This is a genomic window from Clostridium sp. HBUAS56017 (genome assembly GCF_007115085.1).
Classification (GTDB): domain Bacteria; phylum Bacillota; class Clostridia; order Clostridiales; family Clostridiaceae; genus Clostridium; species Clostridium cibarium.
Map to the genome: position 1 here is coordinate 1 of NZ_SULK01000028.1, position 13,489 is coordinate 13,489.

The following is a 13,489-nucleotide window of genomic DNA, read 5'->3' on the forward strand; positions in this document are numbered from 1 at the left end:
TTCACGCTAGTCACGATAGAGTTACCCCGAATGGATGGGGTAGTCTAACGACAATGTATCACGCAACTTCTTGTCACACTTGAAATCCTCTATCTGAATGCAAAATAACACCACTTGGTCCTTCAGCACGATTATATGCATCGTTTAATGCATTTATAACTAAGTCTTTTGTCATTCTTTCGCTCATTGATAAACCAACAATCTTTTGTCCACATAAATCCATTATTTCAGCAACATAAAGCCATCACTCATTAGTCCATACATATGTAATATCTCTAACCATTTTTTCATTAGGTTTTTCCACTGAAAAATCTCTATTAAGAATGTTTTCAGCTACTGGAAGTTTATAATTTGAGTTAGTAGTAGCCTTGAATTTTTTAGCAACCTTTGCTCTTATACCATTTTCACTCATTATACGCTCTATACGTTTATGATTTATTGGAGGATTTTTGCCATCATTTAATTCCTTTCCAACTTTTATAGAACCATAGACTTTTTTGCTCTTATTATGAATGTTTTTGATTTTTTTCAATATTATTTCATTTTCTTTAGCTCTATTACTCTCAGGTCTTTTATCCCATGCATAGTAACTGCTCCTAGACACATCTAGAACACTGCATAGCTTCGCTACTCGGCATGTATTGCAATTATCCTTGATAAACTCAAACCTTTTTATTTTTGGTTCCTAACGAAGTAGGCTGCCGCTTTTTTTAATATTTCATTCTCTTCTTTAAGATTTCTGATTTCTTTTTCTAATTTCCTTAATCTCTCATCTTCTAGTTTGAGATGTCGGCTACCTGGAAAAGGAGTTTTAGGTGATTCTTTATATTTTTTACCCATCCATGCATTGTTGGTGGGCTTATTCCTAATTCCTTTGCAATCTTATTTAAAGGTTCTCCTGTTTTCTCTAATCTCTTTACTGTTTTAATTTTAAATTCTGCACTATATTGTTTTTTCATACTAACAATCAATCCTTCCTTCACTTCTAATATAACACGAGTTCTTCATGTCTATCAAAGTGGGTAAGACTCAATTTGTGCTAATGGAAAGAGATTAATACCTATCTGGACTCGAAACAAGAAATCAAAAGGCAATAAAAGATTACATGTATCTAAAAACTTTATATCTAAAAGAAAACAGTCACTTATCAATATTACGACTCCCGAAGGGAAGTTACTAAGAATGAATCGATCTATTCAGGTCGAAGGTGCTTTTGGAGTATTAAAAGAAGATCACAGATTTAGAAGGTTCTTGACGAGAGGAACTAAAAATATAAAAATTGAATTCTTATTGTTAAGCTTTGGATATAATATAAATAAGTTATGGAATAAAAGAAAACAAAATAGAAGTGGCATTTTAATTACCATAATGTACATAAAATAAGTTGAATAATTTCTTCAAATTCAAAAAGGGAGCCGTCTCAGACAAATGATTTTTAAATCATTTGGAGACAGCTCCTTTTCTATATAATAAGATTAGTAAATAATAGTATTAAAATTTAAATCCTATTTATAGATGGCTTTTATTGGATTTAATTTTGAAGCTCTATATGCAGGTATACTTCCAAATAAAATTCCAGTAATTACAGATATACATGTTGCTTCTATGAAAATTTTAACCGTTAAAATAGACTTAAATGGTAAAAATATTCCTATAACTTTAGCAAATAAATATCCATTTAATATACCTAAAATTCCTCCAATGCCTGTTATAACAATAGCCTCAAAAAGAAATTGAAACAGTATATTACAAGGTTTTGCCCCTATAGCTCGTCTAATTCCTATTTCTCTTCTCCGCTCACTAACTGAAACATATGTAATATTCATTACTCCAATTCCACCAACAAGTAATGAAATTCCAGTCACAAATGCAACAAATATTGTTAAATAATCAATTGTTTTTTCAAAATTTTTAGTGACTGCTTGTGAATCTTGAATTTTATATTCACCTTTAATCCCTGGATGAAGTATATTTAATTGCTTTCTTATTTCATTAAATATTCTATTTTTATCTTGATCGCCATTAATATATACACTTATAGTATTAAATGGAGTGTCAGAACTAATTTCTTTTATAGAATATTCTTGTACAATATTAGAATTAAAATTTAAAATTTGATCATCATTTGATTTTAATACCCCTATTACCTCACACATTATCCCATTTAAATTTATTCCATGTCCAATTGCCTCATTAGGTGAATTAAATAGTTTATTAGCTGTATCACTGTTTAATACTATACAATTTCTTAAACAATCATTATCATTAAATGATCTACCATATTCTATATCAAGTTTTTCTCCATTATATTTACTTATATTTAATGATACAGTATCATCAAAATAACTTGCATTAATAGGTATTAACTCTTTACCTAATACACTATTATCTGGTTGAGCAGTCTTTACTCCATTAATTTTCTGAAGTTCTAAACAATCTTGTTTATTAAAAAAATTTAAAAGTTCAGTAGGCATATTTTTGTCTTCAGCTTCAAAATATATTGATAATTTATTTAAATTTATATCTGTTGTTGATTGAATCAATTGAAATTTAAGCCCTTCTCCTAGTGATAAAATAATTACCACAGAACTAATACCTATAATTATACCTATCATTGTCAGAAATACACGTAATCTATGAGCTTTAAGACTTAGTAATGAACTTTTAATCAAATTTAATATCAACATATTTATTCCTCCTGTACAAGAAAACCATCTTGTATAGAAACTATCTTGTTTGCATATAATTTTAAGTCTTTATCATGTGTAACCATAACAATTGTTTTTCCATTGTTATTAAGATTTTTTAATATATCCATAATTTCTTTTCCTGTTTCGCTATCTAATGCACCTGTAGGTTCATCAGCAAATATAATACATGGATTATTAATTAATGCTCTTGCTATAGCAACACGTTGTTGTTGACCTCCTGAAAGTTCCATAGGTAGCTGATTTAACTTATCTACTAAGCCTAAAATTTCAAGTTGTTCTTTTATATATTGATGCCTCCTCCTTTTACACATTTCACCATTATATATTAATGGTAACTCAACATTTTGTAATACTGTTAAAGACTCAATAAGCTGAAACTGTTGAAATATAAATCCAATATAGTTATTTCTGAATCCCGAACGTTGATTTTCACTTAAATTAGTTACATCATTTTGTTTAAACATATATGTACCTTCATCGAAATCATCTAAGAACCCTAATATGTTCATTAATGTAGTTTTTCCACTTCCTGATTTTCCTAGAATCATCACAAAATCACCATCAACTATTGAAAAATTTATACTTTTTAATACATGAATTTTATCAACACCTAGACTATAATATTTTTGCATATTTCTAATTTCTATTATATTATTCAATTAATTGCCCTTCCTTCAATGTAGTATCAGCATTTTTTATTATAGTATCATTTTCATTTAAACCATCTTCTAAAATTGCATAATCACTATCATATTCTTTTAAAGTTATAATTTGTTTTTCTATTTTTTTATCTACAACTTTATAAACATATGAAATATCTCCATCTTTTAAAATTGAAGTATTAGGAACTTTTATAGAATTATTTGACATTTTGTAAGTTGCTTGTATATGAAACCCATCATCAAGAAATTCTTGGCTTTCAGGCAATATAGTAATATCATAATATGATATATTAGTTTGAGTTGTTGAATTTGAAGTTGTATTAAAATCTTTAGACGAAGGCTTATTACTTATATCTTTAATCTTACCAGATACTGATTTATTTAAAGATATAATAAATACATCAACAGTTTTATTAATATCTATATTAATCTTAGGTTTATCTTTTTCACTAATTTTACCTTTTATACAAAATGTATTTGTCATAAGATTCAATATTGGATTGTTTTCACTTTTATTGTAACTATTCTCATATATATATATCTTTCCCTCAAAATCACTAACAACTTCACTATATTCTTTGCTTTTAAGTAAATTTATTTGTTTCTTCATTTGGTTAATATTTTTATTTGAATTTGTTATTAAATTATTTTCTAATAAATTAGAGTTATTTTCTGTTTTATTATTTATTGAATTAATATTATTTTCAGTATATTGTTCATTTCCACTTTCAATTTCTTTCAATTTGTTTTGTAATTGTTCTATTTGGTCAGATATTTGCTCATTTTTATATTTATATAACACATCTCCCTTTTTCACTATTTGTCCATCTGTTACAAATATTTCATTAAGTGTCCCTTTAGATGAATCTATGTAATAATCTTTAGATAATTCTGGTGTTATTATTCCGTCTATATATACTTTTTCTGTTGTTGGAATTGTATATGTATCCATTTTATTCATATTACTTTTACTATGTTTACTTAATTTTATAAAATACAAACTTGTTATAGTTAATATTATTACTATAATAAATAATATTATATATAAATACTTTTTTTTCATATAAATACGCCTCACTAAGAATATTGTTATTGTTTTATAATTTTTTTAATAATTACTGATAAAATTATATATACTAACATATCAACAATTACTGATTTAATTAAACCTAGGCTTAATGCAAAATAACAAATAACAAAAACTATTGAGCTTATAGTAATATTAATAGAACTTAAATTTTTCATATTTCCTCCTAATATCTTACACAAACAACTAACATTTTCTACTATTTTTCATTAAATTTAGAATATACTCTTCTATTTCGTTAGCTGATTCAAATTTCTTATCAATTTCTATTAGACTATCCTTATTAAGATAAAGTACTTTATCACTTATTTTGAAAGCTATATTGGGTATATGAGTTGAAAATAGTATTATACACTCTTTTTTTAATTCTTTAAAAATATCTGAAATTTGTTCTAATGTTAAAATATCAACTTCTACTAAAGGTTCATCTAATATTAAAAATTTAGGTTTAATTATAACTATAAGAATTAATAATAGCTTGTACTTCATTCCTGCAGAATATGTTGATATCATATAATTCAAAGAATCTAACATTTCAAACTTTATTGCAATTTTTTCAATTTGTTCAGCATTAGTTTTAATATTTTTCAAATTGAGTGTTTGCATCAAAAACTCCTTACCAGTGATAAATTCAAATGGAAATGGATTTTCATCTATAAACATCATTTTATCAAATTCATTATCACAATTTATGCTTCCTGTATCTGGTAGTATATTCATTGCTATTATATTTAGTAGTGTAGTTTTTCCTACACCATTTTTCCCAAATATACTGTATATACATTCTTTCTTAAATGTATAACTTATATTAGAAAACACTTCCTTTTTAAAACTTTTAGATATATTCTCAATCCTAATCACATTTGCTCTCTCCTTATTCTATCTAAATAATACAGTAATATAAGATTCTAATAAAGCAGATATAAATATTAATATCATACCACTAATAGCTAATTTTTTATTTTCTTTTATATATTTAAAATTTTCACCTATATATAGAGCTATAGAAAAAGCTAATATTTCTGTAATTCCATGTGGAACTGTTAAAAATATTGCTTTCAAAATTCCATTTTCAGATAATGATATACTAAAAACAAGTGAAAAACTGAAGGAATTATAATAATAAATAATAGTTGGAATAATTCTGTGTAAATATCCTGTTACTATTACAGCAAAATATATACAGATATTTGTTAAAAATATTTTATTAAAAGAAATATTATTACAATATAGATCTTCTTTTGATATTTCATTATTAAATATTACATTTATTATTAAAACTATTGTGGGAAGTATCCAAAATGATAAAAATAGAAATATTATTTTTTTAAACTTCTTAGATAGAGCCACTTAAAATCCTCCTTTGATTATCACAAAAAATTGCACCCCATAATTTATTCCAGTAATAAACTCAATTATGTTAATATTTTCTCGTGGATTTTCTTTTCTTAAACTTCCTACAATCATAATAAAAGTATTAATACTTAATATTAAAAGTAAGTATAATATATTTATGCAACCAACTTCAATGCAGTTAATAATATTTTTAGTATCATTCATTAAAAAAGTTGATATTGAAATTATAACTATCTCTATTGGTAATATTTTATAAACAATTGATAAAATACACCTTCTACCATTGTTTATTAGTTTAAAGTATGAAAATAATGATAATTTAAGCAAATATCTCTGATTATATTGAGTAAATAAGAAACTAAATACTATTATCATTATTAAATTCTTTTTCATTACTGATATATTTAGTAACATAAAAACTGATAAAAATAAAGGAATATATATTATTTTATTAATAACTTCCTTTATAATAAAATCTCTTTGTAGAAAACTAAACTTTTTTTCTATAATATGATTAATTAAGCTTGAATCAACTTGTATATTTACATTTTCCACGCCAATTGGTTTCTTTTTACAGAATAATAAAACACCATAAATTATTATAAGTAATAAAAATACTAACAAGTTTAAAATTGTATCATGTCCTTCCATAGTAAAATATCTTATTTGATCCATAATTCTATTTAACTTAAGTAAAAAATTAAAATTTGTTACATTGTATGTATTTATTAGATTACTTTTAACTGCTATGAAAATTATAATTATTATACTAAATTTTACAATTTTGTTATTCTTTGATTTTCCATGTAGATTTTTATTATTAATTAAATAAATTTTAATTAATAATAAAAATCCTATAAATAGAAGTACATTTATATTAAAAAGAACTTGTACCAATATGTAATCATTTACCAAAAATGTATTTTCTGCAAATGAAATATATATAACTATAAGCATAAACACAAAAAAGTTTTTAATCCATATGTAAGAATTTAATGCTTTCAAATTACCTATTTTCTCTCTTGGAGAAAAAATATTGCTTGTAAGGTATGATTTTATTTTCAATTTCTTCTCTAATGCTCTTAAATAAAATGACATAGTACTAATACTACTTATCGATAGTGCTATTAAGAGAAAATATAAATACTCTATTTTTACAAATCCTATTTTAATAACTACTGATAATACTTTAATAGCTAAAAAATAAACTAAAATTTTTAATGAAAAAATTAAGTAATATATGCTTTTTGTATATCTGCCTATATATTGACTATATTTATACTTAAATAGATTTAAATTTAATAATAAATTTAAATCTAAAATATGATATATCTTTTTTAAATAGTTCATAAAAATACTTCCCTTTTAAATATTCTTTACATAGTTTAGTAAGTAACTTCCTATTGTTATAAATGAATATGAACTTAATAAGAAATATAATACTTTCCTTTTATCTAAACTTTCTCTATAGGACATATATCTATAAAATGCATATCCAAAAATTAACATAAACGGATTTACAAAATTAGTCAATTCACTATTGATCTTAAAAAAATATATACATATAATTTTAAACAAAACATTTGAAAAAGTTATTGCTAATACAAAATTTAAAATTATTGTTTTACTACTTATTTTTCTCTGTACTATAAAATTGAATAATAAAAAATACACCAAATAAGCTAATCCTATTGATATGAGCGTCGAAAAAATTGTAAACATTAGTAATATATAAATTGTTGTAGATCTATTATCACTAGATTTAACTGAATCCAATGAAGGTAATAATGCCATAATTATTATCATTATCAAAAAAAATAAGGATATCAATTTGGATTTATAATTAATCATTGATTTGTCACTCCATTTCGAAATTCTAAATTTTTACACATACCTATTTATGGTTAAAAGAGAGTATTAAAATTATTAAATTCGATGTATACTTATTTAATAAAAAAATATATACATCGAATTTAAAGTTTCAAATTGTGGAGAGTTATTTATTTGATTTTTATCAAATTACATACTTTTTAACCAATCTGAATTCATTACATACCCAATTCCCCATGTTAATAGGAAATTAGCTATTATTGCAACAACAGCTCCTGGACCAGTTATTAATGCAATAGCATCCTCAATTGCTTCACCTTTTTTATACGCTTCATATGCTGTGCCAAGTATCTCAGCAAGTTTAGCAGCAGATACTCCTGCTACTGAAGCTAAAAGAATTGAATGACTTAATGCAAAAACTGCACATGTGCAAGCTACTAAAATTAAACTATTTTTACTAACTTTTAATTTTGATACACTTACTAATTTGTTCATATTAATCCTCCCCATTTAATTCCAACACAATTAGAACTTTAAGTTCTGTATTATGAAAAGTTAATTATTTGTTTTTTAATTACATACTTTTCAACCAATCTGAGTTCAATACATATCCGATTCCCCATGTTAATAGGAAATTAGCTATTATTGTAACAACAGCTCCTGGACCAGTTATTAATGCAATAGCATCCTCAACTGCTTCACCTTTTTTATATGCTTCATATGCTGCACCAAGTATTTGAGCAAGTTTAGCAGCAGATACTCCTGCTACTGAAGCTAAAAGAATTGAATGACTTAATGCAAAAACTGCACATGTGCAAGCTACTAAAATTAAACTATTTTTACTAACTTTTAATTTTGATACACTTACTAATTTGTTCATATTATTTTCCTCCTTGAATCTCTCCACAATTTTTAAAAAATTTATATAAATAAATTTTTTTCTAAAATAAACTTTTTGTAGTTTGATTAGATAATTATTAAAAGTTTATTTATAGCACTAATAAATTTAATCTTATACCAAGAACTATAGATACTATTTGTAGTTCTATATGAATAAACCCACAGCTTGTCCTATAAAACAGTTTGCTATCACAAAATTTTAATAAATATTTTTCATATTCTTTATTATTCAAACCAAATCACACTTTTTATGTATTACTTTTTTATTATATCATATTTTTTGAAATAAAAGCGTTTTTTTATAAAATTTCCCACTTATTTTATTAATTAAAATTTATTTTTTTATTAAAAATAACTATATAAATATAAATTTGTTATTATATGTCTGAAATACTTATATTTTAGTTTATATTTCAAATATAATTTAGCATAATTGAGAGATACGTTTACAATTGAATTATGCATTAGATGATATGATTATGGTAAGCAACATTAACTATATTATTAGAGAATAATTGAGCTAAACTAAATAGATGAAAAATTTATATTAATTAAATTAGAAGTATAAATTCATTAATGTCATATTTAACAGATAAAAATTCTATTGGAATAAATGGAATTTTGTATAAGAAAATTTCAGGTTATTACCATTGGAATAAAGAATATATGTTTATTAAGATCATACGTAATCCTATAAATATATTAAATTTGACCAAATTATAGAATGCTAAATCAAAAGATTTTTTTCAAATGAGTTGAATTGATTGCGATGTTAAGAGTAAAAAAACAGCCTGTATTTAAAATATATCTATAGTTTTGGTATTATTATCTTAATTAGATGCATTCTCAATATCGCAATCAATTACTTGAACGAAGTCGCTAAAGACCAACCCTCCCCGTCTGGAAATTCAAGAACTTCTAAATCATTTATTAGTAATCTACCTATTATATTTTCTCCTCTTACCAAAGCTGTTAAGTTTCTAGATGCGTTCTTTTTTGTTAATGCCTAAAAATGAGTTAAACCTTTTCTTATCACAGACTTCAATTCTATATCCTCTGGATTTTTGTGAAATAATTATTGCTCATTTATTCTTTAATATATAATTAAATTCCTTTATATCGCTTCTTATTGTTCGAGATGATATACCTAATTCATTGCAGAGATTTTGACCAGTAACTACTTTATCAACATATAATAATAAGTCTATTTTTTTGTAAACACGTACTTATTTATATATTTTATACATCCCTTATAAATTATCATAATAATACAATGTAAATGATATGCTTTATTTAATCATAATAAAAGAGAGATTTTTTCCTATTCTATAGGAAAAAATTCTCTCTTTATCTATAAGATTATTTATTTTTACTCTAAAATCATCAAAGCCTGCCCTGTTTTTACTTGTTGACCTTCTTTTATAAGTAACTTTTTAACAGTTCCTGGGACAGAACTATTTATTATTGTTTCCATTTTCATAGCCTCAACAACTATAACATTTTGATTTTCCTCTACCTTATCCCCTTCTTTAACCAGCACCTTTACAACAGTACCTGGAATACTTGATCCTATTTCATACTTATTATTTGGATCTGCCATTGGAACCTCAATAGTTTCTGACTTAACTGCACTTAACTTATCTTGAATCTTAATTTCTTTTCTATTACCATTGATTTCAAATTCAACATTTCTCTTTCCTTCACTATCAAGTTTTCCTATTTCAAGTAGCTTAATAATAAGTACTTTTCCTTCAGCTACCTCAACTTCACATGTTTCTCCTTCTTTTAACCCGTGGAAGAAAATATCACTACCCATCCTTTTTAGGTTTTCATATTCATTAACATTTTTCAAATATTCTTCAAAAACATCTGGATAAAGTGCATAACTTAAGATTTCCTTCATAGAAGAATTTATTTCATATTTTTCATCTAAATATTTTTTTATTCTTTCAAAATCTTCTGATGGAAGAAGTTCTCCTGGTCTACAAGTTATTGGCTCTTCATTTTTAAGCACCAACTTTTGTAGATCTTTTGGAAAACCACCCATAGGTTGCCCCATCATACCTTTAAAATAAGCTGTAACAGAATCTGGGAAAGCCATGCCCTTTCCTTTTTCAACGATATTTTCAGGTGTTAAATCATTTTTTACCATAAATATTGCCATATCTCCTACCATCTTTGAAGAAGGAGTAACTTTAACAATATCTCCAACCATACCATTTACTTTTCTGTACATCTCTTTTATTTCATTAAATCTATGCCCAAGTCCAAAACTTTCAACTTGTGGCTTTAAGTTTGAATACTGTCCCCCTGGTATTTCATACTTGTATATTTCAGCACTACCTGACTTCAAATCAGATTCAAACTGTTCATATACAGGTCTAACCGCACTCCAATAATCTGATATCTTTTGAATACCTTCTAAATTAATTTCTGTATCTCTATTTGTATTCTTCAAAGCTGCAACTACAGAATTTAATGCAGGCTGACTTGTTAATCCTGACATACTGTTAAAGGCTGTATCCACTATATCAACACCTGCTTCAGCAGCCATTAATACTGTAGCCACGCCATTTCCTGTTGTATCATGAGTATGAAGATGAATAGGCATTGAAACTTCTTCTTTTAAAGCTTTAATTAACTTAAATGCTGCATAAGGCTTTAATAAAGCCGACATATCCTTTATTGCAAGTATATGAGCTCCAGTTTTCTCAATTTCCTTTGCCATCTTAACATAGTAATCTAAATTATACTTATCTTTTTTATTATCTAAAATATCTCCAGTATAACATATACAAGCTTCTGCTATCTTACCATTTTTGATGACTTCATCAATTGCAACTTCCATTCCCTTTATCCAGTTTAAAGAATCAAATATTCTAAATACATCTATACCTGAATTAGCTGACTCCTTAATAAACTCTCTAATAACGTTATCTGGATAATTCTTATATCCAACTCCATTTGCTCCTCTAATTAACATTTGGAATAATACATTAGGAATTCTTTTTCTAAGCTCTGTAAGCCTTTCCCAAGGATTTTCCTTTAAGAATCTATAAGCTACATCAAAGGTAGCTCCTCCCCACATTTCATATGAAAATAAATCCTTTCCATGTAATGCTGAAGCCTCTGCAATTTTAATCATATCTGTACTTCTAACCCTTGTAGCCATTAACGATTGATGAGCATCTCTCATTGTTGTATCTGTAAGAAGTAACTTATTTTGTTCCTTTATCCACTTTACAACTCCATCAGGACCTTCTGAATCTAATATTTGCTTAGTTCCAATTAAAGGTTCGGTTAATTGTATTTTTGGCACTTTAGGAACGTCAAAATCCTTCTTAACACCTAAAGTTTCATTTACAACCTTGTTTCCAATATATTTAAGTACTGTTAATTCACTATCTATCTTTGGTGTTGTTAAAAATAATTCTGGATTATCTGCTATAAAGTTTGTATCACATTGGCCACTTAAAAATGTAGGATGATTTAATACATTAATTACAAAGTCTACATTTGTTTTTACTCCATTTATAACAAATTCCTGAATTGCACGAATAGCTTTTCTTGCAGCATCATTAAATGTTCTTGAATAAGCTGATGTTTTAACTAATAAGCTATCATAATATGGACTAATAATTGCACCTGTAAAGCCATTTCCACCATCTAACCTGACTCCAAATCCTGAACCTGTTATGTATTCTTCAATTTTTCCTGTATCTGGTGCAAAATTGTTAGCTGGATCTTCTGTTGTTACTCTACACTGTATTGCATATCCTCTTGTTTTTATATCATCTTGGCTAAATAATCCTATTTCATCAGATTTTAAGCCATAACCTTCTGCTATTAATATTTGACTTTGTACAAGGTCAACCCCAGTGACTAATTCTGTTATGGTATGTTCAACTTGTATTCTTGGATTCATCTCTATAAAGTAGTGATTACCATGCATATCTACTAAGAACTCTAATGTACCTGCACTTCTATATTTAACGTGTTTTGCAATTTTTAATGCATCTTCACATATTTCTTTTCTTTTTTCATCAGAAATAGCAAAAGCTGGTGTAAATTCTATTACCTTTTGATGTCTTCTTTGAATAGAACAATCTCTTTCATATAGGTGAACTATATCACCATTTTTATCTCCTAAAACTTGAACTTCTATATGCTTTGGTTTTTCAATATATTTTTCTATAAATATATCATCTATTCCAAAAGCTTTTTTAGCTTCATTTTTTGCACTATTGAAAGATTCTAATAAATCTTCTTCTTTTCTTACGATTCTCATACCTCTGCCGCCACCACCAGCAGCAGCCTTTAACATTACTGGATATCCACAGAAGTTTGCATATTTTAATGCTTCTTCTTCAGTATTTATAGGCTTTTCAACTCCTGGTATAGTTGGAACTCCAACTTCTTTGGAAACTAGCTTTGATTTTATTTTATCCCCAATCATTTCTATCATTTCGCCAGTAGGTCCAATAAACTCAATACCTGCTTCTTCACACTTTCGTGCAAATTCAGGATTTTCAGATAAGAATCCATACCCTGGATGAATTGCATCTACACCCTTTTTTAATGCAACTGCAATAATCTCATCAATATTCAAATATGCTTCAATAGGTCCTTTGTTTTTGCCAATTTCATATGCCTCATCTGCTTTTGTTCTAAATAAAGCATACTTATCCTCCTTTGAGTAAATTGCAACTGTCCTTATTCCAAGCTCTTTACAAGCTCTAAATATTCTAATAGCAATTTCTCCTCTATTAGCAACTAAAACTCTTTTAAATTTTTTCAAGATTGTGCCCCCTTCTTCATTCGGTGTTTTTTACTCATATTATTATACCATTAGATATAATATTGAATACAGTATTTTTCAATATATTTTGCTGAAAATTGCAATTTAATTATAATGAAAATTGCAATTATTAGCGAAATCATTA

Annotated in this window: 12 protein-coding genes and 2 pseudogenes; 1 reads left to right on the plus strand and 13 read right to left on the minus strand. The window is 26.1% G+C overall.

What is annotated here, in order from left to right; all coding sequences use genetic code 11:
• Positions 1–73: 73 nt before the first annotated feature.
• From FAY47_RS20465 to FAY47_RS17770, 3 genes and pseudogenes are all read right to left on the minus strand, one after another.
• Positions 74–232: pseudogene (locus tag FAY47_RS20465) on the minus strand (IS3 family transposase); the annotation flags it as partial.
• Positions 233–244: 12 nt separating this feature from the next.
• A complete protein-coding gene (locus tag FAY47_RS17765; RefSeq protein WP_185966890.1) occupies positions 245–604 on the minus strand; it encodes an IS3 family transposase in 360 nt (119 codons plus the stop codon).
• A 172-nt stretch (positions 605–776) separates the two neighbouring features.
• A complete protein-coding gene (locus FAY47_RS17770; RefSeq protein WP_143318271.1) occupies positions 777–959 on the minus strand; it encodes a transposase in 183 nt (60 codons plus the stop codon).
• A gap of 121 nt (positions 960–1,080) precedes the next feature.
• Here FAY47_RS17770 and FAY47_RS17775 point away from each other — a divergent pair.
• Positions 1,081–1,383: pseudogene (locus FAY47_RS17775) on the plus strand (transposase); the annotation flags it as partial.
• Positions 1,384–1,505: 122 nt separating this feature from the next.
• Here the strand turns inward: FAY47_RS17775 and FAY47_RS17780 are convergent.
• The 10 genes from FAY47_RS17780 to FAY47_RS17825 all read right to left on the minus strand — a co-directional run bounded on the left by FAY47_RS17780 (position 1,506) and on the right by FAY47_RS17825 (position 13,344).
• Positions 1,506–2,687 (minus strand): ABC transporter permease, encoded by a 1,182-nt coding sequence (locus FAY47_RS17780; protein WP_143318272.1) that lies wholly within the window; start codon positions 2,685–2,687, stop codon positions 1,506–1,508.
• 2 nt (positions 2,688–2,689) lie between these two features.
• Complete coding sequence (locus FAY47_RS17785) at positions 2,690–3,370, minus strand: ABC transporter ATP-binding protein (RefSeq protein ID WP_347562806.1); 681 nt, start codon at positions 3,368–3,370, stop codon at positions 2,690–2,692.
• Positions 3,363–4,436 carry an efflux RND transporter periplasmic adaptor subunit gene (locus FAY47_RS17790; protein ID WP_143318273.1) on the minus strand — a complete coding sequence of 358 codons (1,074 nt, stop codon included), beginning with the start codon at positions 4,434–4,436 and terminating at the stop codon, positions 3,363–3,365. Before FAY47_RS17790 ends, FAY47_RS17785 begins: the two co-directional genes overlap by 8 nt.
• A 26-nt stretch (positions 4,437–4,462) precedes the next feature.
• The gene (locus tag FAY47_RS20470) at positions 4,463–4,618 is read right to left on the minus strand and encodes a hypothetical protein (protein ID WP_185966891.1); all 156 of its coding nucleotides are present in this window, start codon (positions 4,616–4,618) and stop codon (positions 4,463–4,465) included.
• Between the two features lie 28 nt (positions 4,619–4,646).
• On the minus strand, positions 4,647–5,321 hold the full coding sequence (locus tag FAY47_RS17795; RefSeq protein ID WP_143318274.1) for an ATP-binding cassette domain-containing protein: 675 nt from the start codon (positions 5,319–5,321) through the stop codon (positions 4,647–4,649).
• 18 nt (positions 5,322–5,339) lie between these two features.
• Entirely contained in the window at positions 5,340–5,810 is a 471-nt protein-coding gene (locus FAY47_RS17800; RefSeq protein ID WP_143318275.1) for a stage II sporulation protein M, read from the minus strand.
• Positions 5,811–7,166, minus strand: a complete 1,356-nt coding sequence (locus FAY47_RS17805) for a hypothetical protein (RefSeq protein ID WP_143318276.1) — start codon at positions 7,164–7,166, stop codon at positions 5,811–5,813.
• A 669-nt stretch (positions 7,167–7,835) separates the two neighbouring features.
• Positions 7,836–8,141: a hypothetical protein gene (locus FAY47_RS17810; protein ID WP_143318277.1), complete on the minus strand. Its 306-nt coding sequence runs from the start codon at positions 8,139–8,141 to the stop codon at positions 7,836–7,838.
• A gap of 79 nt (positions 8,142–8,220) precedes the next feature.
• The gene (locus tag FAY47_RS17815; protein ID WP_143318278.1) at positions 8,221–8,526 is read right to left on the minus strand and encodes a hypothetical protein; all 306 of its coding nucleotides are present in this window, start codon (positions 8,524–8,526) and stop codon (positions 8,221–8,223) included.
• Positions 8,527–9,915: 1,389 nt separating this feature from the next.
• Positions 9,916–13,344, minus strand: a complete 3,429-nt coding sequence (locus FAY47_RS17825; RefSeq protein WP_143318279.1) for a pyruvate carboxylase — start codon at positions 13,342–13,344, stop codon at positions 9,916–9,918.
• Positions 13,345–13,489 lie beyond the last annotated feature (145 nt).

Excerpts from the sequence above, each read along its gene's own strand:
- FAY47_RS17770 (WP_143318271.1), bottom strand. The coding sequence starts at position 959 with ATGAAAAAACAATATAGTGCAGAATTTAAAATTAAAACAGTAAAGAGA.
- FAY47_RS17780 (WP_143318272.1), bottom strand. The coding sequence starts at position 2,687 with ATGTTGATATTAAATTTGATTAAAAGTTCATTACTAAGTCTTAAAGCT.
- FAY47_RS17790 (WP_143318273.1), bottom strand. The coding sequence starts at position 4,436 with ATGAAAAAAAAGTATTTATATATAATATTATTTATTATAGTAATAATA.
- FAY47_RS20470 (WP_185966891.1), bottom strand. The coding sequence starts at position 4,618 with ATGAAAAATTTAAGTTCTATTAATATTACTATAAGCTCAATAGTTTTT.
- FAY47_RS17805 (WP_143318276.1), bottom strand. The coding sequence starts at position 7,166 with ATGAACTATTTAAAAAAGATATATCATATTTTAGATTTAAATTTATTA.
- FAY47_RS17810 (WP_143318277.1), bottom strand. The coding sequence starts at position 8,141 with ATGAACAAATTAGTAAGTGTATCAAAATTAAAAGTTAGTAAAAATAGT.
- FAY47_RS17815 (WP_143318278.1), bottom strand. The coding sequence starts at position 8,526 with ATGAACAAATTAGTAAGTGTATCAAAATTAAAAGTTAGTAAAAATAGT.